This is a genomic window from Streptomyces sp. NPDC058457 (assembly GCF_042720695.1).
In the GTDB taxonomy this organism is placed as follows: Bacteria; Actinomycetota; Actinomycetes; order Streptomycetales; family Streptomycetaceae; genus Streptomyces.
The window spans coordinates 1-20,777 of sequence record NZ_JBHXLU010000123.1; the positions used below are offsets into that span (position 1 = coordinate 1).

The following is a 20,777-nucleotide window of genomic DNA, read 5'->3' on the forward strand; positions in this document are numbered from 1 at the left end:
GGCTCCCAGATCACCAGCGTCAAGCCGTACCTCGCCGCCGTGCGCCGGGTGGTCGGGCTCATGGCCCGGCTGCACGAACAGCACGGACTGGTGCTGCCCGAGCTGGACCTGGGCGGCGGCCACGGCATCGCCTACCGCCCCGGCGAAGAAGCCCTGGACCTGACGGCACTGGCCCGCAAGGTCCGTACCGAACTCACCGACGCCTGCGCCGCGGCCGGACTCCCCGTCCCCCGGCTGATCATCGAACCGGGACGGGCGATCGTGGGCCCGGCGGGCATCGCCCTGTACCGCGTCCTGTCCGTCAAGCGCACCGGATCGCACACGTACGTCGCCGTGGACGGCGGCATGAGCGACAACCCGCGCCCGGCCCTGTACGGCGCACGCTACGCCCCGCGGCTGATCGGCAGGCACAGCACCGAGGCCCTGGCGCTGGTGACTGTGGTCGGCCGCCACTGCGAGGCGGGCGACATCGTCGCCGCCGACGCCCAACTCCCAGGTGATGTACGCCCCGGCGACCTGCTCGCCGTACCCGTGGCCGGCGCCTACCACGTGTCCATGGCCTCGGGCTACAACCTGGTCGGCCGCCCGCCGGTGGCCGCCGTACGCGACGGCATCGCCCGCCTCCTGGTCCGCCGCGAGTCCCTGGAGGACATCCGCAGCCGCGATGTGGGCCTGTAGTCGGGTCGGCGCGGGGCTCCGCGAGGAGAGGCGCGCGGGGATGTGCGCGGGTTCAATCGCCGAACAGGTTGTACGCACGTACTGGACGGCGTTCGCCCTCGGTGTTCCGTGCGGCTCGCGGGCCCATGGCTCGGCTCGTGCCGGAGCGGTCGCCGGGCAGAACCCGCTGCCTGACCGGCGGCCTCAGCCCGGCAGTTGTTCGACCCCGGCCCGTAGTTCCTGCCCCCAGGGAGCGATCAGGGTGTAGGGGGCGGCCTGGGTGAGCACGCCGCGGAGCCAGTTGCCGCAGTCGGCGGCGAGCGGGGTGTCGTCGGCGCGGAGGGCGTCTTTGCCCAGGGCGAGCAGGAGTCCGCCCCAGTATTCGGCGTGGTCGCCGAGGGCATGGCGCAGTTCGCCGCGGCCGGAGGCCACCGAGTAGCACATGTGGATCTCGCGGCCGGTCAGGCGCCAGCCGTCCCCGGCCGTGCCGGTGGCTTGGCCCAGGGCGCGGGAGACGGCACGGGCGGCGTTGGGCAGGAAGGCGAGGTGGCTGCCGCGCAGGGTGGGCGACCAGCGGTCCTCCTTGCGGCCGCCGTCCACGGTCAGTGCGTCGGCGAGATTGGTCGCCCATTGCTGATTCTCGGCACCGGTGGCGCGCAGGGCCTCGGTCAGGGTGTGCGGGCCAGGGGCCTCCAGGTACTCCGACACGGCCCAGGTGGCTTCGCGCAGCGTGTCCTGCGGGGCCAGCAGGGAGAGGACCTCGGGGTCCAGCAGGCCGCTGGTGGGCTGCCCGGTGCGCTGGAGTACTGCGGCACGGCGGCCGAGGAGCTGGGAGGCGGGGGCCGTCAGTCTGTTGCCGGCCAGGAACTCGGCGAAGAGGCGTCCCACGTCGAAGGCGGAGTCCGCCAGTCTGCCGCGGCCCTGGCGGTGGTGGAGCAGCATGGCACGGCCCGCGCAGTCCACCAGGGTGGCGAGCCCCGTGGCGGCATCGGTGCCGCGGCCCATGTTGCGGGAGTTGTCGTTGTACAGACGGACCGCCTGGTCGTAGGCGGCGACGGCGAGTTCGGCGTCGCCGCTCTTTTCCTGGGTCCGGCCGAGGACGGCGGCGCTCCTGGCGAGGGCGTGCCAGTCGCCGTGCGCGGCGTCCACCGCGTCATTGGCCTGGTCCACGGCGCTGAGCAGGGCCCCACTGTGCAGCGTGGCAAGCGGTTCGGTGCCCGGCTGCCCGTCGAGCGGGTCATAGGTCGAGGCGGACAGCGGAGCAGAGGACCCGGATGACGGCGTCCCCGGTAAGTGCGGCGGGGTACTGCCCGACGTACGGTTGTGCCGGTCTCCGCGTCGCCAGAACGCCATGCCTTGTTCCCCTTTCGCGACTTCTCGCGATGCAACAAGCCTGCGCTGAACGAATGTTCGCAGGGTGGTGCGGCCTCGACAAGGCCCGGTCGCCCCCGCGTCGGGCGACCAGACCGCGTGCGTGACGGTCGGTCTGCCGAGCGTCAAGGCGGCCGGTCTGGCACATCCGGGTCGGCTGCTCGCCACGCGTGGGGTGACTGAAGTTCGTGGCGGAGCTGAAGACCGATTCGGCGCGGGTAGCACTCCACTACGCCAGGCGCGGCGCCGATGATTCCCATCGCCTCCGTGGCCCGCGCTCGCCGGACTACTCCGTGATACCGTGTAGTGGTACTCGGTACTACGTAGTACCGAAGGATCGAGGGACCCGCGATGGACGACCTGACGGAGATGTTGAAGGGCACGCTTGAGGGCTGCGTGCTCCACATCATCGGCAGTGAGGAGACCTACGGGTACGCCATCACGCGTCGGCTGAACGAACTCGGCTTTGCCGACGTCATCGAGGGGACCGTCTACACCATCCTGCTGCGACTGGAGAAGAACGGGCTCGTCCAGGTGACGAAGCGACCGTCCGGGATGGGGCCACCGCGCAAGTTCTATGCGCTCAACGACACGGGGCGCGAAGAACTCGGGAAGTTCTGGGTGAAATGGGAGTACCTCTCCTCGCGAATCGACAAGCTCAAGGAGGGCGGGCGATGAACTTCTGGGAGACCGTTACCGGCAGCGACCTCACCAGGGAATGGAAGGCGTTCGAAGCCCGGGCCGAGGCTTTGCCGGCCGACTACCGGGCGGCGTGGGAACAGATCAAGGCCCACCTCTTCCCCTACGGGGACTTCACGGGTCGCAACCTGATGCCGATCCTCGACGGTGCCCTGGGACTGCTCGAGGAAACGGCGGCGGACGGACAGAGCGTTCACGAGGTGCTCGGCGACGACGTCGCGGGCTTCTGCGCGGCGCTGGCCGGCGGAGAAGGAGCCCGGAGCTATCGCGACCGGTGGCGCGAGCAACTGAACCGGAACGTCGCAAGGAAATTGGGCCGACTGGGAGGTTGACGTGGGCATTCAGGACATCATCGAGGGCAAGAAGCAGTGGCGGGCGCACATGGCGCGGGTCAAGGCGCTCCCGCCGGACTATCAGATCGTCTACAAGGAGATGCAGAAGTACTTCTTCAAGATCGGACCGGTTGGCTTGTCCGACGGGACCCTGCTCTCGGGGATCGTCGACTTCTTCGAAGAAGGCGTCGCGGCCGGCAAGGGAGTCCTGGCACTCATCGGGAACGACGTCGCTGCCTTCTGTGACGGGCTGGTCAAGGACTCGCGTACCTACGCGGACATTTATCAGGAGTCCATCAGCGGGAAAACCGGGACGGCCGAGAAGTAAGGCCGACCGGCAGGCGGATCACTTGAGGTGGCGTGTGGTGGGGGCGACCGTCCCGGCGACAGCGGCTTGTCGCTCGGCGTTCGGCATTCATGGCGTGACGGGTGCGGCGGCGAGGGAGAGGTGGAACTCCACGACCTCGCCGTTTCGCTCGGTGCAACGCCGGAGCTTGCCGTGATCATTCATCCACTGTCAGTGCACGGGACTTGGCACTGTCGTAGTCGTCGCTGAGGTTGCCGTTCGTGGGTTTCAGGCATCGCGTTGACCTCCCCGACGAGGCAAACCGGTATGACTCGCCCCTGCTCGGGTCGCTGGATCCGGCGGCGGTTGGTGCTGGGCCTACGTCTGACTTGCCGCGTACAAGAACCGCTGGACTGGCTGGGAGCCGGTTGCCTCCTGAGAACAGGTGCCTTCTTGAGGTCCGACGGAGCGTGGTTCAGGTGAAGGAGAGGGAGCGGAATGCGTTGCGGACGTGGGTGACGGGTTCGCGGTCGCGGGTGTAGTAGAGCTTGCTGGTCAGCAGGACCGCCCAGCGGTTTTTCGCCGGAGAGATCCACATCCCGGTGCCCGTGAAGCCGTAGTGCACCCAGATGTCGTCGGTTTCATGTGCTGTACCGGAGCCGGATGCCAGAAGAGTCCGCGGGGCGGGGTCATCGCCTGTGTGTGGATCTGCAGGGATTCCTTGACCCAGTCCGGGCCGAAGCCGGGTGACTCGGTGCCCCGGCGGCGGCAAGGGCCTGCACCATGAACTGCACGGTGAACGGCAGTTCGCCAGTGCGCGGGTGGCGGGCGGAGAGGTCGATTGCGGAGAACGCGCCGTCGCGGATGCGCAGCGCCACCTGGTCGCGGTGGAGGACGTCGAGCACGACGAGGGTGTGGCCGGTGCCGCGTACGAGGCGGAACATCTGGGAGATGTGCACGGTGTCGCCAGGCCGGGCGTAGGTAAGCAGTTCGCGCAACTTCGGGTGCTGGAGGGGGCGGCCGCTGGTCGGTCGAGACCCGTTTGCAGACCAGGTTCGCCGCGCACGCCGTGGCTGCTGAGCTGAACAGTTCGCCACGCAAAACGCTCGGCTGGGAAACCCCAGCCGAGCGCCTCGCTCAACTCCTGGCCGCAGCCGGTTCAACGACCCCTGGAAATCGCCGGACGGGCGACGGGGCCTGGGTGGCTGACCGGCCTTCGACACACAGGCTAGGTCTGGGGCTCCTCCCCGCACACCAGGTCATGCGCTTCCCGGAAACCCGGATAGGTTCCCGTGTAACGGCCGCACTTGATCATGCCCTGGGTCTTCCCGTACCACGTGGTGACGGTGCCGTAGACCGGGGTCTTCTCGTTGCTGGCGCACCCTTGGACGAAGCTCGCCTCGACCACCTGCACGCCGACCACGGAGAGGTAGTCGCCGGTCTTTCCTGTCATATCGGCAGCCCCGAATCCTGCGGCGCCCGGCAACGGCACTGACTCGCCGTTCTGAGCGAGCGACTTTCCACCGAGATTCATGTGCCGTTCCAGGGAGGAGAACACCGACGCCGCGGGCACTTTCCCACTGGCCGTGACGCCGGCTGTCACCTTGCGTACGGGGATCGCATGGAAGGTGACGTTCGCAGCGTTCTCACCCTTTTTGACGCGAACCAGCTGCGAGACAGCGACCAGTTTTCCTTCGGTCTTGATCTTTCCCCAGTGGATTCGGTCGTTCTTGCACGCCCACTCCGCCACCGAGATGGCCGTCGACTTGGGGGACGGCGTCGCTTTGGCTTCCTTGCCCTGCGAGGACGCGGTGCACGCCGTCGCCACCAGGGCTGTTGCGGCCAGCACTGCTGCCCGCCGCAATCCGGCCGCCCTCCTGCCGGCTGTCTTTTGGCCGGGCCGTGTCATCAGCAGTACCTCTTCTTCACCAGTGCCGACAGTCCGTCCTGGGCCGCCTTCTTGCAGCTGATACTCCCGATGGAGTTGCTGTTCCAACTGTGCCCCGTCTTGTAGCCCATCCGCGCACAGCTGTGGGACCCGCACGCCCAGCGCTCGTACCGTCCGCTGCCCTTCCGCGTCCCGCGGTAGTAGATGTACTTGCCGTCCGTCTTGGGGATGGTGATCTCGGTTGTGACGCTCGTGCTCGTCGTGTGCGTTCCCTCGCCGTGCAGGGACAGCCCTACCTCGATCCCCAGTTCGCCGAAGAACTTGGTGGCCAGTTTGCCGGTCGCCCCGGCGCTGGCGTCGAACGCTCCTTTCACCTCGGTGATCTTCTCCTCCGTGATGGTCATCTTGATGGGCTCGCCACTGGTGTTGACGTAGTCCCACTCGTGTGTGACCACATTTGCCTTCTTCGTCCACGCCCAGAGGTACTGGATGTCGGTATCAGCATGCGCCGACTGTGTGGAGATCAGCAGCATGGCTGCCGTCACCGACAGGATGACAGAGAGCCGTCGTCTCAGTCGTCTGAGCCGGTTCATGAGTGCTCCGTTCCGAACTGCGGGGTGAAGAAGTCCGAGGAACCGTCCGAGCCCTCGGAATCGGTGACGGGGGTGGATCGCCGGCCGAGGTAGCGGCCCAGGGAGGGCAGGTAGCCGCGGCCGTCCAGGAGGAGCAGTCCGGCCAGTCGCCGGTCCGTGGTCTGGGTGGCGCCGAGCCAGCCGTAGCGGTCGGTGCTGTCGGTGTTGCCGTACTCGTCGTAGAGGTGGGTTTCGGCGGCACCGCTGCTGGGATCGAGTTCCACGGCGACGTTGCCCTGGATGTTGCTCAGCTGGAGACTGGTGGTGCCGTCGCTCGTGGTGAGAGCGAGGAGGCTGCCGTCCGGGTCGGTGACGTACCGAGTGGTGCTGGTGCCGTCGGTGCCCCAGCTGGGCGTGTTCCGCAGCCCGTTGTAGTGGCTGGTCTGGGTGGAGGCGGTGGTCCAGGTGCCGCTGGAACTGGTGGCGTTCGTGGCCGTGCCGAGGCGGCCTTCCGCGTCCAGGGTCCAGGTCTCGCGGCTGGTTCCGCTGGTGATCTGCTGTGGTGTGCCGTCGGCGTAGTAGCCGTATGCGGTCCCGTCCGCCGTGGCGGTGGCGCTGCTGAAGGCGTCGTAGGTGTAGCCGCTGTCGCTGATGCGGCCCAGGGCGTCGACGGCGTAGCTGGTCGTGGTGGAGCTGGAGCAGTCGTCGCTGGTGGTGAGGGCGGTGCGGTTGCCTGCACCGTCGAGTGTGTAGGCGCGCGACGTGCACTGGGTGTCGCCGTTGGTGCTCTGGGCCTTGGTCAGGCGGTCGGCGGCGTCGTAGGTGTAGGTGGTGTTGGTGGTGGTGCCGGCCGTTTGGCTGTCCGTCGCGTAGGCACCGGTGATGGTGTAGGCGGCGTTGTCGGAGAGTTCGGCGGTGCCGCTCGCGGCGCTGTAGAGGCGCTGGGTCGGGGCTCCGGTCTCGTCGTACTCGGCGGCCAGGGTGCTGCCGTCGGGCAGTGTCTCGGCCTGGAGGTGGTCGTCGGCGCCGTAGGTGAGAGTGAAGGTTCCGGCGGCGGAGTCGGTCACGGTGACGACGCGGTCGCCCCCGCTGTCGGTGCTGTAGGCGTACGAGGTCGTTGCGCCCGTCGAGTCGGCGCTCTGTGTGACGCGGTCCTGGCTGTCGTAGGAGATGGACGTGGTGTTGCTGTTGCCGTCCTTGTAGCTCGTCAGGCGTCCCCGGCCGTCGTAGCCGTATTCGGCGGTATTGCCGTTCGAGGTCACGGTCTCCTTCAGACCGGTGGTGGTGGAGTAGGTGATCGTCCGGCTGGGCAGGGCGGTACCGGTGTCCGAGGTGACCGCGGTGGTGGTCGGGCGGCCGGCGGCGTCGTGGGCGTAGGTGGTGGTGCGGGTCTTGCCTCCTGCCGTCACCGTGGCGGTGGCCTGGTTGCCCCAGCGGTCGTAGGTGTACGTGGTGACCGTCGAGGCGCTGCTGTCGGAGGCCGGAGCGGTGGACTCGGTGCAGGTCAGACCCGCCCATTCGGGGTGTCCGGCACAGGTTCCCGTGCCACTGCCCGTCCAACGGGTATCGGTGGTGACCGTGGTGCCGGCGGCTTTCGAACCCGGCTTCGTGGTCGAGGCGGTCTGCCCGTCCGAGGCGTAGGTGTAGCCGGTGGCCAGGGCGAGCCCGGAGGGGTCCGTGGTCTCCTTGAGCAGGTCGCCGGTGTCCCAGTCGTAGGTGTACGACACGACCTTGCTGTCGGCCAGAGTGGTGTAGCCGTCGATCAGGCCGCCTGCCGTCTCGGTGGTCACCAGCCCGGATGCGTCGGCCCCGGCCGGACGGTTCTCGTCGTAGGTGTAGGTGACGCGCTTGCGTGCGGCCCGGATGTCGCCGGCGGCCAGGGATGTCGTGCCGGAACCGGCGGTGAGGGCCGTCTGGAGGGTGATCAGGTGCAGCGGCCCGGTCTCGGTCAGTTTGGCTCCCGAGTCGGTGTCGTAGGTGTAGACCGTCGCGAGCTGCTGGGCGCGCACGGTGGTGTCGCTCTGGTTCTGCAGGCCGAGCCGGGCCAGCGCCTCGGCGGCGTTGTCCGCGGTACCGAGGGCGAGTTCGCGGTTGGCTGCGGTGAGTTCGTAGGCGAGGTCGCCGTTGCTGTTGTACTCCCGTGTGGTGATGTGTCCGCCGGGGGCTGTCTCGTTGACGGCGTGCCCGTCGGCGTCCGAGTAGTACACGGAGGCGGTGGCGTAGGCGTCGTGGCCGAGGTCGGACCCCAGGTTGCTCGACACCGTGCCGGAGGTGAAGACGGCCGTCGCGTCGGTGGGCGCGGTCTCCTGCCCCCACGTGGCCACGTCGGTGCCGCTCATCTTGTAGGGAGCGCTGTCACCGCTGAGCGGTACGTCGTAGACGATCGTCGTGGTGGTGTCGGCCTGGTCCAGGGTGGCACCGGCCCTCGTGGCGGTCAGCAGCATGCCCGCGCCGGCCGTCGTGCTGGAACCGACCGACCCGTAGGTGAAGGTCCAGGAGCGCTGGCCCGGCTTGGTGTAGGTGGCGATCCTGTCGGCGCTGTCGTAGGTGTAGGAGGTCTTCAGCGGTGTGCTGAGGCGGGGGTCCCACGTCTGGCGCAGGTATCCGGAACTGTCGTACGCGTACGCCGCCACAGCGGTCGACGTGGCCTGGCTCGCGCCGGGGTCTGCGGCCCACAGCCGGATCTCGCTGACGCGACCGGTGTAGCTGCCGAAGGAAGCCGAGGTCGCGGTGGTGGAGTCCGCGTACACGTATTCCAGTGCACGGCAGCCGGTTACGGTCAGATCGGCGAGGCAGTCCGCCGGCTTGTGCGCGGAGCTCGCGGTGATGAGGTACTTCGGGCGCGCCAGCACCTCGTCGCCGGAGAACACCGCCTGGGACACGGTGACCGTGTCCGTCGCACTGGTGTCCGCGACGGTGTCCAGCGTCCAGGTTCCGGCGGTGCCAGAGAGCCGGAACACCGCTACGACGCCCGAGTCGCTCGTCAGCGTGAAGACCGAGCCGGTCGTGGTGCCCGTCAGCGTCGCCCAGTCGGCGTCCGCCGAGGTCCAGGTGCCGTTGTTGAGGGTGAAGGTCGCCGTGGTCTCGCCGTCGAGGCCGGTCAGGGTGACCGACGAGGTGGAGTTCTTCGTGATGGTCGCGAAGACCGCTGCCTGTACACCCGCGCCGGTGCCTGCGCTCCAGCCGGGCCCGAACGTGTCAGCCACCGCGGAGTCGTCGTCGGCCTCGCGGTCCGACGTGCGGGAAACCGCGCGGCGCAGCACCTGCAGGCCGAACAGGTCGGCGTCGGTCTCAGCGATGCTGTAGTTGCCAGTCAGCAGGTTGACCGTGCCCGGGCCGATATCCCGGGTCGGGCCGAAGCCACCGGCCCGGTCCAGGCTGATACTGCGGCTGGCTGTGTAGGCGTTGGTCGTGCCGTCCGATACCCAGGCACGGATCTCCACATCGCTGTCGACACCGAGGGTGTCCGCTACGTTCCACACCAGCTTGGTCGCCACGCCGTTGCTCATCGCGACAGGCCAGGTGACCGTGTTCCCGCCCGAGGCCGTGGTGACGTTCTCAGCCGGAATGAGCTGCCAGTCGTCATCGTCGCCCAAGCGGTAGTACCACTGGATGCTGGAGTAGCTCGGCAGCCCCCTGGCCTCCAGCGTGACCCGGCGCGCCGTCGTCAGGCCGTCCTTGGGCTCCGTGATCGCTGCGCCGTCCTCACCCACGCCGAAGCTGTAGGCGGTAGCAGTTGAAGAAAGGTTTCCTCCGGAGTCGACGGTCTTGGCGTACAGCGTGTGCCAGCCCTCGTCCGGGTCGATGCTGACGGTCAGCGCGTCGCCGCCGTTGCCGTCGGTCGTGTCCAGCTTGCGGTTGGGCACACTGTCATCGTCCAGCCCCCAGAGATAGCCCGCGCCATCGGTGGAAGCGGTCGCCAGCGTGCAGGAGACCGCGTCGTCCGACTTGGCGGTCCAGCCGCTCTCCTCGTACGTGTCACACGTGATCGTCGGAGCGGCAGGAAGACCGGTGTTCATGACGAACGTGGTGTAGCCCGACCACGAGCCGTAGTCCGTGCCGTCGTAGCCCCGCACCCGGAAGCGTAGGTGCTTCCCGGCCGGAAAGGCATTGGCCGATCCGATGGTGAGCGTCGCCGTCGAACCCGAGGCCACGGACGACGAGCTGGCGGTGTACGAGTACGTCGTGTCGGCGTAGGCAGGGTCGGCGGTGACCTCGAACTGGGCCTTGACCGTACTGCCGTCCGCGTCGGTCACCTTCGCCGACAGCGTCGGCGTCAGCGACGTCACGTACGTCTTGCCGTTGTACGGGTTGGCGTACATCGGAGAAACGGTCGCGGAGGCGGTGGTGGCGTACGAGTTGTAGGTCACCGACAGCTTCGGCGCGTAGCCGGAGGTGGTGTAGTTCGCCGAGCGGAAGCGACGCCAGGTGGTGGAGTCGGTCTCGTCCGCGCTGCGGATCTGCAGGCCGTAGTTGGTGGAGCCGTCGGCCCACGCCTGCGTGATGGTCTGCAGGTTCCAGTTCGACCAGGCGGCCGGGCAGGACGAGGAGTAGCCCCAGTGCCCGGTGTTCGTCGCCACGCCGGTCGTCGTGGTCGACGGCTGGGCTCCCCAGGTGATCGACGACGAGGACCAGGTGGAGGTGATGCGACGGGCCTGGGTGGCGGCACCGGAGGTGGAGCAGGTCGACGAGTAGTAGTTGTACAGCGACATCGTCGCCGACGTGATGTGCTTTCCGGTGAACTTCGACACGTCGAACTTCAGGTACGAGCGTGCCGTGTCCGTACCACTGTCGTACGTGCCCGACTTCAGCTCCTGGGAAGAGATCTGCGAGTCCGGGTAGTCGGGGTTCTGCACCCAGGTGTCGGTGGTGACCGCGAGCGTGGTGGTCGGGTCGACCGTCACCGGGTAGGTCGCGGTGTCCAGGAACTCCTTGCCCGGGGTCAGCACCAGGGTCTGCGAGCCGTCGTCCGCCGTTTCGACCTTCGTCGGGACCTGCTCCTGGTGCGCGGACTCACCCGAGGCGTCGTCCTTGGAGTCGTCCCACATCATCGGCGCGGGCGCCTCGGCAACCAGCTTGCCGTCGGAGTCCTTCAGCAGCAGATGCCCCGAGTCGGCCTGGGACAGCTTCAGCCCGTCCAGGTCCAGCGGGATCCGGTACGAGACGGTGTCGTCGGCCGGCTGCTGGGCGAGCTCGATGTTCTCCGAGAAACCCTGCGCCAGCGCGGTCACCGACAGGGTCTGGCCGCTGCCCAGGTCATAGGACGCGGTGTTCTTGCTGACGTCGGGGGTGGGCAGTTTCTCCGCCCACCCGAGCCCGAAGGAGTCCTCGCCCTTCGTGACCGACGCGAGCTGGGTGTCCCCGCCGTCGGAGACGTTGATGTCCGCGGCGGCGGCCTGCGGCTCCAGGGTGTCTCCGGTATCGGACAGTGAGGTGTCGATGGCCTTCCAGACCCCGTCCTGCTTCACCCGCACCGGACCGGCGTACGCCTCGGTCTCCAGCTCCCCGCTGGGCAGCGCGTACGTCGTCGAGTCAGTGGTCCGCGCGGACAACACCTCAATCCTGCGGTCCTGCAGACGGGCCGTCAGCAACGCCGACGACTCGCTCTCGGCCTGCGCAGGACCAGACGGTTCGGACGACGCCGTAACCGTCTCGGCCGCGGCCGTTGCGGACTCCGCGGCAAATACCGTTCCCGTGCTCAGTGACAACAGTGCGGTCTCGGCCACAACGACCATGGCAATACCGACCGCGCTCTGCCGAAGCCATCCTCCCCTTGGGGGTCTCCCCTTTGATCTGCCATGGGCCACAGGTCTGTGACGCATGATCAGCTCCCTCCCGCTTCAACTCTCCGTAGTACGGAGACGACAAGACGAGTTGATCTTGACGAGGGGAGATCATCAAGGGTTCACAGCAGATGGATAAGGTAATGCGAAGGAATGAGATGTATAAGGATACGGTAAATTCCGTAAAGGGTGATGGCTGCCGTGCTCCTCTCTTTAGTCTTGAATGTCCGATACGCTCTCCATGATCAAGTCGGATATGTGGCAAAAGTGCCCTGCCAACTTCCGTGGGGTTTTTGCCGAAAGATGAAGGAAATTTAGAAGCGATCGTAAAGAGCCATACATATGTGTGACGACTTCGCGCAAGTTGTGAATCTGGTCATGTGGCCGAAAAAGACTCGTCGCTGTTGACCATGTCGCGCCGTAGGCATCGTGGAAGCGCGGCCACCGTCGAGTACAACGCTCAGTCACAGCAGCATGAGTGCCACTGTGGGCAAGGCCCAAGGGATGGAGTCGGCTCATCCGGCGAGGGCTGCGGCGGGTCCCGTCGTCCCCGGCCCGTAACGGGTGTTGAGCCGTTCGATGACCGGCTCAACGCGCAGTCGCGCCTCGCGGGTGCCGTCCAGCGTCAGCTGGGAGCGTTGCAGGCCGAAGCCGTCCAGAACGCCGTACGCAATGTGGCGAAGATCGTCTGTGTCGTCCGTGCGTGCCGAAGGAGCAACCAGCGTACGGGCCTTCGACGGGTCCGTCCGGTCGGCCATCCGCACCATCACGGTCACCGAGCGCGCCGCCTGCTCATAGGACCGCAGCCGGGCCCCAAGGTCTGCGGCCAGTCGCGGAGCCGCGGACCGGACCTCGAAGCCGTCGAGAACATCTACGGCGAAGTCGGTCCGGGCGCTGAACAGCCGCAGAGCGCCACCCACCTGGGCAACGGCCGCCGTCGGCGCCAACGACTGCGCGAGCGGGGTGAACCGCTTGCGCACCCCATGAGCTTCCCGAGCCGCTCGCCCAGGCGAAGCCTCACGTGGAAGAAGACCGCCTCCTTCAGCACACCCTCCCGAGCGCGGGCCGTAGGAGCGCCTGCTGCCTCAACCGGCTGGACGATCGCCGTCTCGTCCTCAGGTGGCCGGCCGGTTCGCCGTCCTGGTCCTTCAGGAATCCGCGAACCGATCGGCTTCCGTCCAGCCCGTCGCCGACCTGGAGGGAGGAGGGAATCCTGCTGCGGATCTCGCTGGGTTGCCGGGCCGCCCCCATGAACTGACTGTCCCCCGCCCACCGAATCATCCGGATCTGCGAAACGCCAGGGCGTCTCCGTCCTCGCCGACCGTGCCTACACCGGCGCCGGCCCCTGGGCCGCCAGCGGGCTCAAGCGGTGACCCGGCCGGGAAGTCGCCCCTGAGCCGGCGCACCGTCAACTGGGAACTCGCCGCGGAAGCGATCCCGTCGAGCGGGCCATGGCACCGCTGAAATCCTTTTGGTCATGGCGCTCGTTTGACGCTCTGGGCGCCAAGACGCGGTGCCGCGATCCCGAAAATGGCCTCCGCCCTGGCTTTTTCCCGGACTCTCTCCGGCCGACAGTTTTCCGATGACGCATCATGTGGAGTGCGTGGCGATCCTCGAACCGGCCGCGAAGGGCTGCTGACCTGCGGTTTTGCGCGTGCGCATTTATGTGCGGTGTGGGCGTTACGGGCGATATCTTGACGCTGAAATGACGCTCGTGACGCTCATTTGACGCTCGTTCTGATGGACTGTCAGGCTGTTTTTGGGCAGCTCAGGCTCTCTCGATATGGCGAGTGCCGTTGGTGTGTCGAGGGCTGGCGACGCTCTCGGTGATACGGCCGGGAGTCCAGAGGGATTTCGACGGCAAGGAGCCGCTCTTTCGGGTCTATACAGGGCGTGCCTGTGCGGTGTGGGCTGGAGGCTGTGGAACGACGGCCTGCTCCGAACGAACGGCAGCGCGCGCTTCTCGAGCGGATCGCGGCTGGCGAGGAACCCGGAGCCTGGGCGCCGGGGGATTGGCGCTCGGCGTATGCACTGCGTGACCGTGGACTTCTGGCGGTGGATAAGGGCGGTGGTGCTGCCCGTGCGGAGGTCACGGAGGCCGGCCGGTTCTATCTCCGCCATGGCGGCTATCCCGACCACACGGAGCCTGCAGACCTCGGTGAGCCGTCGATGCCCGCCGAGTCTCCGCCGCCGTACAGCGAGCGCCCCGTCGCCCGTGCGCGGCGGGCGAAAGCTCGCGAGTTGGTCGAACGGCTCCTCATCGAAGGAAACGTCCGGTTCGCCCATGCCGATGAGGAGGAGATCGCGGAATGGCGGCGCGTCGTCAACTACGCGAAGCGACACGGCATGGAGCCGGTGGGCAAGCGCATCGAGAATGTGCCGTACGGTCGGCTCGGGCTGGAGTTCTTCCTTGCTGACGGCCCGCATCCCAATGCCCGGAGCCAGCGACCGAATACGGGCGCGTCGGGGGTCAGGGTCCCCACGCGGCTGGCGTCCCTTCATCCGGTTGTAGCTGCGCTCAAGGACGACGCGAGGCAGTTGGTGATGCCGCCTGCGCTGCGTCACAGGTCGCTTCTGATGCTGCAGGGGCTGGCTGCCGAGGCGGCGCGGCGAGGGCACGAGGTACGGAAGGTCGGGTCGTCCTACTTTCCGCGTGAGGGTGGGATGGACGTCGTTGTCGACGGCTTCGGGTATCCAGTCACCATCAGGCAGGAGTTTCCCGAGTCCACGGATCCTGAGCGGTCCGCGCGTCTTGTAGTGGAGGTCTCCCACGGGCTGACCAGTAGGCCCGGCCGCTGGCGGGATCGGAGGAGCCGGGCCCTTGAACAGTCTCTGGAGCTGGTTCTCGGGGAGATCGAGGCGCGAGCGGTGGAGGATGCCCAGCGCAGGGAGAGTGAGGAGAACGCAAGGCAGGAGCGTGAGGTTCGCTGGCGGGCGGCGGTGGAAGAGGCGAAGGAAGTTGCTGTCCGGGAGCAGTTCGCCGAGGTGCTGCGTGAGGAGGCCGGGCGCTGGCGGGAGGCTGTCGTGATCGGTGAGTACTGCGATGCCCTGGAGTGTCGTCTCGCTGAGCTGCATGGAGACCTGGACGAGCGAACCCTGGCATCAGTCCGGCGTTGGTTGGAGTGGGCACGCGAATATGTGCGGGGTGTCGATCCTTTGCGGCATCCTCCAAGCATGCCGATTCCGCGTGATCCGACTCCCGATGAACTGCAGCCGCATCTGAAGGGTTGGAGTCCGTACCGGCCCGAGCGCAGTGCCCGCGCGGCTCAGGAAGGATCGAAGCCATAGTCATTGCCGACGGCCAGCTGTGAATAGATGCCAGAATCCTCGCGCTCTGTATCGAGGCTAGTACGTAAAGATACTCTTGCGCCGTGCCGGGTGAAGAAGAGCACGTGAAGGGCGCCGAGGCGGTGCAGCGGGTCAAGCGGTGGCTTGAAGGCACCATGCGTGTGTCGCAGTCGTACACCAACATCGATGGTGCGTGGGCGCGGAAGCTTTCCTTGCGGTGGCCGAATGGGAACGAGAGGCCCTTCTCGTACGACCTCGGCGGGATGATGCGTGGTGGCGAGTGGGACGGCCAGATGTTCTGCGCCGAGGTGAAGTGGCGGAAGAACGCGAGCGACCAGGGACCTGCGTACAAGAGCTTCCTGGCCAAGTGCTACGTGGCGCTGAGCCAGGAGTACATGCTCGGAGACCACTACATGTGGATCAGTTGGGCGCCCTTCCGTGCCAATGACTGGGACCTGCTCACCAGTCCGCAGATGATCCGCGAGGCCGTGCTAGCGGAGTCGCTGCGGATCTTTGGCATCGAGGATCCGGAAGCGGCCGCCGAGTCGATCAAGGACGAGCTCGTGGAGGACTTGTCCGAGCGGCTCTGGCTGGTCGTGATGTCAGAGAAGCAGGAGAAGCTGGTACCGCTGGACGACTGGCGCGGAGTCGTCGCCAACTTCTACAACAGCCAGGGGAGGTCGTCATGGTGACGCCAGTGGCGCCGGAGATCGACAGCGCTCTCGACCACCCTGATCCGCGGCAAGCGGTCGAGCGGGTCAAAGATGTGGTCCAGCGGCGTCTTTTGGACGTTTATCCCACAGCGCGGATCGTGCGAACGGACTTCTTCAACCACACCTACGTTCCGGACCTGCTGATGACGTGGAGCTCCGGTACCCGCAAGTCCGAACGACGCGTTTATCTTCGCGCGTCCGCTGATCCGGAACTCCTGGCCTCGGATGTTCAGCTCTTCGAGCGTGAACAGCAGCCGTTGGTAGTGCCACTTGCCCACCTCGGGTCCGGGCCTGCACGAGACCAGTTGGAAACCGTTGCCGAGGAGCATCACACTCTCGTGCTTGATCCCTCTGGACTCGGGGCACTGCCCGCCCGCACCCCCACCCGGACGCCAACCGCTCTGGCGTCCGACGCGATCGTCGAAGGCGGTCGCGGCATCATGGGGGAGCGCCAGGTTGAGCGCTTCCTGCACATGGTTGGCTCGGGCGTGGAAGCGGCCCGCGAGGGCCAAGCCGACCCCACTCGCCTGGCTCTCTCAGAAGTCTCCCGGCACACCGTGCCCGAAGTGTCGCGCCGCATGTCCACGTTGATGGCGGCCATGTGGCAGGGCAGCGGCCGCTCGTTGTCCGAGTTCCCGGCCAATGTCCCCCACCAGACCTCCCTCGACGAGACCTCGCTGAGCCTGCTCCTCTCCTCTCCGGAGATCACGGATGAGGCTTTCTGGCGCCGCATCCGACCGCTCGTGGACGCCAAGACACTGCTACGCACCGACATCACGGACACACCCAACCTTCAGCGCTTGATGCGCAGCGCGGTAACGGCGTGGAAAGCGCACGTGTGCATGGTGGCCGAACTGGAGGAAGTGAGGGCGGGGGGCGCGTGGCGCTGGGTCATCGACCATGGACACCTCGGCTTACGCGGACCCGACTTCGTGGCCTTCCTGGCCGCCAGCCGCAAGGATCTCCACGCCCCAGACGAGTACGAGGCGCCCTTGCTGGCCGAGGTCCGGGAGCGGGCTGCCAGGTTCGCTATCCCCTTGACCTCGATCCGGATGCTGATGACCAACCGCAGCATCGGCTACGACGCCCCGGGCGAAGACGTCACCCACGATCCGCAACTCGACGGGATCAGCGCTGCGTTGGGGCGGGAGGAGGGTGTGGTCGAAGCGCAAGCCCTCACTCCTACCCGCATTCCTCTGCGGTGCAATTTCGTCAGTAGGACTGCCAGCCCACCGGGAGCGAGGGCACTTGTTCCTTATACCGAGCTGCTGGGCACAACTCTCCAGCTGATCCTGGGCTTGGACGCCGAGGATGCGGCGCAACTTGCGAACTTGCTTGACGCGGGCGAGCCAGCACCAGGCCGTTGGGAGCAAGCGGATCTCTTCGACGGCTGATGCGCAAAGCCCCGCCGGCGATTTTGATCCGCTCTTGCCGTATGAATTCATTCACCGCAGCCAGTGATTTGATTGACGCGATGCGCGGATGAGTGTGAGTTCGTCCTGCTCCGTGATCAATCCATGCTTATAGTCCCCGGGAATTCGCACACTTGGATTTTCGCCCAATTAAGGCGCAGGGAGCATGGCGGCAAAGTCTGGTGGCGTTGCGGTAGATCAATATGCCGTTCGGGCCCCAGTGTGGCGTACGCGGTGAGCCGTCGCGATAGAGCAGGCGCTTAGAAGACGCCTGCTCTATTCGGCTGCTGTCGCTCCATGTCTGGGAAAGCGGCAAGGGCTCCTGTGCTGCTACAGCGGCTTGGCGTGCTGTTCCATGGTCGCCGTGGTGATTCGCTCACGGCAGACGCAGAGAAGCCTCAAAAGACTGGAAGAGTTCGGCGACCGCAAGTGAACCTAGATGGGTTCACGGATGGCCGCGCCGGTGCGTGAGCGCAGCCGTACTGGGCGGCAGTTGTTTTTGTCGCGTGCGGTCCCCTGCCCTTTGTAGCACGGGATCCCCGGTTAGCGAAACCGGGGATCCTGCAGATCATTGAACCTACCTCGCGGATTCCCGCGTGGCTCATTCCGTCGTTTCCCCAGAGGAGTTCAGGGCTGTGTATGTCGAAGTAATGGAAGAAGAGTGGTTGCTTTCCGCCGAGCAGGTTCGATCCCTGCTGTCATGGATACGTGGGCACGCGGGTGCCGACCGCTCGGTGTACCCCTTCATGCGCACTCTGGCCGAGCAGGCTCTGCTCCCGCGTGAGGCTCGCGCCCTGCGCGTGAGTGATGTGGTGCTCCTGGAAGGCGGCGGAGGTAAGTTGACGGCCCGTCGCAATGGGAAGGCGAGGGTAATACCCCTTCAGCCGCAGTTCGCCGAGTTCCTCCGTGAGTGGATCAACAGCGCTGGTCTGCAGGAGGGCGACCTGCTGTTCCCCGGTACGCGAGGCGGGCTGCTCTCTGCCTCCGACTACAAGCAGATCTGGGAGCAGGCCCAAGAGGCCGTCCTGCCGCGGGACGAGCGGTACTGGTGGCGTCTGGGGGAGCCGATCTCGATTCTCCGCGAGTCCTGCCTGGTGGAGTGGCTGAGTAAGGGCATCTCGTCCGCCACGGTTGCCGAGTGGGCCGGCGTTACCCCGAGTTGGCTGGCGCTGCGTTATCCGCACTGCTTCCGTACGGAGAAGGGCGAAAACGACCGGGGCCGCTGGGCCGAAGTCATGGCTCTACCGGACTTGTCCAGGTCATGATCCTTGCCCGCGCTCTGGCGCACAGCCAGAGCGCGGGCACTACTGGTCAGCCTCTCCGTGACGTGGTCCCACCGCCTGATAGGGCTGGTTGACCGCTTCGGGGTGGCCGATGCTCCGGTGCTGACTCGCCGGGCCCCAGTCCATCCCCATCTCAAGGTTCTCCGCCATGTCTGCACGCCTGATGTCCATCCCTGCCGTCGCCGCCGCCTTGGACGTCGACCGCCGCACCGTCTACCGCTTCATCGCTGCCGGCGACCTGCCAGTCGACGACCTCCGTACCGGACCGGGCCGGTCCCGTGTACGGGTCCCCGCGGCCAGCCTTGATGAGTTCATCAGCCGCCGCGCCGTCGTACCGTCGGCAGCCCGCCGCTGACCCGGGCCATCCCAGCCCCGTCACCGTTGAACAAGGAGTAGTGCCTCGTACCTCCGCAAGTTGAAGTCCGGCAAGTGGCAGGCGACCGTACGCAACCGGGCGGGAGACCGGTTCAGCGAGTCCTTCCCCCTCAAGGCGCAGGCGCGCGCCTGGGGCATCGAGATGGAGACCCAGTTCGCCCGCGGAAGCATGCGCGATCCGAGGGCCGGTGAAATGTCGTTCCGCGAGTGGCACGACCGGTGGTGGAACGCCCGCATCGTTGAGCCCCACACGCTTCGCGGCGACGCATCCAACATCAAGAACCACGTCATGCCCTACTGGGCGGACTGGGGGATGCGGGCCATCACCCGCATGGACGTCCAGGGCTGGATCCGGACCCTGGTCGAGAAGGGCACGGGGGCCGCTGCGATCAAGCGGGCCTACAACCTGACGTCCTCCATGATGCGCGCTGCCGTCGACGACGATGTCCTGGCGGTGACCCCGTGCCGCAGCATCGACCTGCCCCAGATCGCGGTCAAGCCGCCGCAGTGGTTCACGCTTGACCAGGCGCAGAGCATCCTGGACGAACTCCCCGCCGCGTGGCGGACGATGTGCCTGCTCGGCTTCTACACCGGACTTCGCTGGGGAGAACTCTCCGGTCTGCACCGCCACCGCATCGACCAGCGCCGCGCGCGACTGTTTGTGGTGGAGGTCAACAGCAAGAGCGGCATCAAGGAGTACCCCAAGAGCTCCAAGAGCCATAGAGAGGTCCCGCTACCGCCTCACGTCCTAGAGGCCCTCGAACGCCACATTCACCGGCTCGACCGGGACGCCGTGGTGTTCACCACCATCACCAAGGGCCGTGCCGGACGGCTCCTCGCCGACAGCAACTGGCGCCGGCTGACCTGGTGGCCCACCATCGAGGCCGCCTACTACTTCGACACCGACGGCGAGCAGCAACTCGTCCCGCACTACCCGCCGCACTCCATGCGCCACACCTGCGCCTCGTGGCTGGTCCAGAAGGGAGTCTCGCTCTACGAGGTCCAGCACCGCCTCGGCCACGAGAGTTTCCAGACCACCCAGCGCTACGCCCACCTTCAACCGGACGCGCACAAGGCGGTTCTTGGCGCCTGGGAACGCCTTGATGTGCCGCTCACCATCGCCGCATGAAGATCCTCTGTCCTGTCCCTTCACAGACAGGGCAGAGGCGCTTGCCTGAGCAGGCAGGGCTTGATCAAGTTCCGTAGGTGTCCGGGTTGTTGGTGATGCCCAGGATGGGGAGTGCTCGTTCGGGTTCATTGCGGATAGCCCAGGTGGTCTTGGCGATGTTGTCGGCTCCAAGGGTTTTCAGCACGCCGGTGGCGAGGGGGCTTCCTTGGGACGCCTTCCAGGAGCTGTACCCATACGGGGCACACGGTGCGCCCGACTGGTCCGGATGACCGCGCACGTTCCCGGCCAGACTCCCCGCAGGGGTTTATAACGGACCAGTAGCTTTGCATCGGCGTCACACCGGGAGCGCGGGGCACCCAGGAACTCCTCCCCGACCCCAAGAAGGAGCGGGATGGTTCCGGACCCGCGGTCCTCGCGCTGACGGACGTGCTACGACAACTCGTCGGCGCGCGTCCTTGCCAAATCGGAGGGTTGCCGGGGTTCCGGCAGGCCGGGAGCGGTGGAGGCGCTCCGCAGCCCCCTTGGCCCGGCGCCCCACGGCCGGCGGAGCCCCATCGCCTTCTGAGCCGCGGACACCATGTCGTGGCGCCCCGTCGACGCTGCTGCCAGCGCCTCCGCTCGCTCGGACGCGGACCCCGCGTCCTTCACTCGGCGCTGAAGACGAAGGAGCGCCTCGCCGGCGCGCACCACGTCGGGGGGCGACAGTAGACGCAGCCGCGTCAGCTGATTGCGCATCTCGCCGTACTGCCCGTCCATCGCCTCGGCCGATGAGATGTCAGGCGGCGTCGCCGACACCTTCGCGAGGTCGGAATGCTGCCAACTCGCCGCTAGGAACGCGACGAACGCGTCCGTCAGGGCCTCGCGCGCCCATTGACGTTTCTCCCTGCGTCCCCCGACGACCGTCGTCACCACCAACGTGGCGGCACTCGTCACCGCAGCGGCCCACGCCGCGTACCCACCCGCGTCCATCACTCCAGTATTCCTGGCCG

17 protein-coding genes and 3 pseudogenes are annotated in these 20,777 nt (G+C 66.9%); 11 read left to right on the forward strand and 9 right to left on the reverse strand.

All coding sequences use genetic code 11. The features are described from left to right. On the forward strand, positions 1-678 hold a 678-nt coding region (locus ACFWPS_RS49105), incomplete at its 5' end, for a diaminopimelate decarboxylase family protein (RefSeq protein WP_383719599.1). Between the two features lie 183 nt (positions 679-861). Here ACFWPS_RS49105 and ACFWPS_RS49110 read toward each other — a convergent pair. Continuing rightward, positions 862-2,010 carry a hypothetical protein gene (locus ACFWPS_RS49110; RefSeq protein WP_383719602.1) on the reverse strand — a complete coding sequence of 383 codons (1,149 nt, stop codon included), beginning with the start codon at positions 2,008-2,010 and terminating at the stop codon, positions 862-864. Positions 2,011-2,379: 369 nt separating this feature from the next. On the opposite strand from ACFWPS_RS49110, the gene ACFWPS_RS49115 reads away from it, so the two are divergent. Genes ACFWPS_RS49115 through ACFWPS_RS49125 form a run of 3 tightly spaced genes read left to right on the forward strand, consistent with a single transcriptional unit; the run spans position 2,380 to position 3,387 of the window. Then, positions 2,380-2,706 carry a PadR family transcriptional regulator gene (locus ACFWPS_RS49115; RefSeq protein ID WP_383719605.1) on the forward strand — a complete coding sequence of 109 codons (327 nt, stop codon included), beginning with the start codon at positions 2,380-2,382 and terminating at the stop codon, positions 2,704-2,706. Further along, positions 2,703-3,059, forward strand: a complete 357-nt coding sequence (locus tag ACFWPS_RS49120; protein ID WP_383719608.1) for a DUF1048 domain-containing protein — start codon at positions 2,703-2,705, stop codon at positions 3,057-3,059. The genes ACFWPS_RS49115 and ACFWPS_RS49120 overlap by 4 nt, the downstream gene beginning before the upstream one ends. A gap of 1 nt (position 3,060) precedes the next feature. After that, the gene (locus ACFWPS_RS49125; RefSeq protein WP_383719611.1) at positions 3,061-3,387 is read left to right on the forward strand and encodes a DUF1048 domain-containing protein; all 327 of its coding nucleotides are present in this window, start codon (positions 3,061-3,063) and stop codon (positions 3,385-3,387) included. Positions 3,388-3,405: 18 nt separating this feature from the next. Here ACFWPS_RS49125 and ACFWPS_RS49130 read toward each other — a convergent pair. The 7 genes and pseudogenes from ACFWPS_RS49130 to ACFWPS_RS49160 form a co-directional block, all read right to left on the reverse strand. Beyond that, a pseudogene (locus ACFWPS_RS49130) lies at positions 3,406-3,573 on the reverse strand (IS5/IS1182 family transposase); the annotation flags it as partial. 247 nt (positions 3,574-3,820) lie between these two features. Next, a pseudogene (locus ACFWPS_RS49135) lies at positions 3,821-4,089 on the reverse strand (serine hydrolase); the annotation flags it as partial. After that, entirely contained in the window at positions 4,035-4,442 is a 408-nt protein-coding gene (locus ACFWPS_RS49140) for a recombinase family protein (protein WP_383719614.1), read from the reverse strand. The gene ACFWPS_RS49140 and the pseudogene ACFWPS_RS49135, both read right to left, overlap by 55 nt. A gap of 131 nt (positions 4,443-4,573) precedes the next feature. Continuing rightward, positions 4,574-5,254, reverse strand: coding sequence for a hypothetical protein (locus ACFWPS_RS49145; protein ID WP_383719663.1), 681 nt, complete (start codon positions 5,252-5,254; stop codon positions 4,574-4,576). Further along, the gene (locus tag ACFWPS_RS49150) at positions 5,254-5,826 is read right to left on the reverse strand and encodes a hypothetical protein (RefSeq protein ID WP_383719617.1); all 573 of its coding nucleotides are present in this window, start codon (positions 5,824-5,826) and stop codon (positions 5,254-5,256) included. The genes ACFWPS_RS49145 and ACFWPS_RS49150 overlap by 1 nt, the downstream gene beginning before the upstream one ends. Continuing rightward, positions 5,823-11,360, reverse strand: coding sequence for a DNRLRE domain-containing protein (locus ACFWPS_RS49155; protein ID WP_383719656.1), 5,538 nt, complete (start codon positions 11,358-11,360; stop codon positions 5,823-5,825). The genes ACFWPS_RS49150 and ACFWPS_RS49155 overlap by 4 nt, the downstream gene beginning before the upstream one ends. 743 nt (positions 11,361-12,103) lie before the next feature. Continuing rightward, the gene (locus tag ACFWPS_RS49160; RefSeq protein ID WP_383719620.1) at positions 12,104-12,568 is read right to left on the reverse strand and encodes a hypothetical protein; all 465 of its coding nucleotides are present in this window, start codon (positions 12,566-12,568) and stop codon (positions 12,104-12,106) included. Positions 12,569-12,797: 229 nt separating this feature from the next. Here ACFWPS_RS49160 and ACFWPS_RS49165 point away from each other — a divergent pair. The 7 genes and pseudogenes from ACFWPS_RS49165 to ACFWPS_RS49195 form a co-directional block, all read left to right on the forward strand. Beyond that, a pseudogene (locus ACFWPS_RS49165) lies at positions 12,798-13,072 on the forward strand (IS5/IS1182 family transposase); the annotation flags it as partial. A gap of 436 nt (positions 13,073-13,508) precedes the next feature. Beyond that, positions 13,509-14,876 carry a hypothetical protein gene (locus tag ACFWPS_RS49170; protein ID WP_383719623.1) on the forward strand — a complete coding sequence of 456 codons (1,368 nt, stop codon included), beginning with the start codon at positions 13,509-13,511 and terminating at the stop codon, positions 14,874-14,876. Positions 14,877-14,959: 83 nt separating this feature from the next. Further along, positions 14,960-15,568 (forward strand): hypothetical protein, encoded by a 609-nt coding sequence (locus tag ACFWPS_RS49175; protein ID WP_383719626.1) that lies wholly within the window; start codon positions 14,960-14,962, stop codon positions 15,566-15,568. Beyond that, a complete protein-coding gene (locus ACFWPS_RS49180) occupies positions 15,562-16,983 on the forward strand; it encodes a hypothetical protein (RefSeq protein ID WP_383719629.1) in 1,422 nt (473 codons plus the stop codon). Before ACFWPS_RS49175 ends, ACFWPS_RS49180 begins: the two co-directional genes overlap by 7 nt. Positions 16,984-17,636: 653 nt before the next feature. Beyond that, complete coding sequence (locus tag ACFWPS_RS49185; protein WP_383719631.1) at positions 17,637-18,266, forward strand: tyrosine-type recombinase/integrase; 630 nt, start codon at positions 17,637-17,639, stop codon at positions 18,264-18,266. 166 nt (positions 18,267-18,432) lie between these two features. Further along, a complete protein-coding gene (locus ACFWPS_RS49190; protein WP_383719634.1) occupies positions 18,433-18,639 on the forward strand; it encodes a helix-turn-helix domain-containing protein in 207 nt (68 codons plus the stop codon). Between the two features lie 60 nt (positions 18,640-18,699). Then, positions 18,700-19,788: a tyrosine-type recombinase/integrase gene (locus ACFWPS_RS49195; protein WP_383719637.1), complete on the forward strand. Its 1,089-nt coding sequence runs from the start codon at positions 18,700-18,702 to the stop codon at positions 19,786-19,788. Between the two features lie 429 nt (positions 19,789-20,217). Here the strand turns inward: ACFWPS_RS49195 and ACFWPS_RS49200 are convergent, their stop codons facing one another. Further along, positions 20,218-20,757: a hypothetical protein gene (locus ACFWPS_RS49200; RefSeq protein WP_383719640.1), complete on the reverse strand. Its 540-nt coding sequence runs from the start codon at positions 20,755-20,757 to the stop codon at positions 20,218-20,220. Positions 20,758-20,777 lie beyond the last annotated feature (20 nt).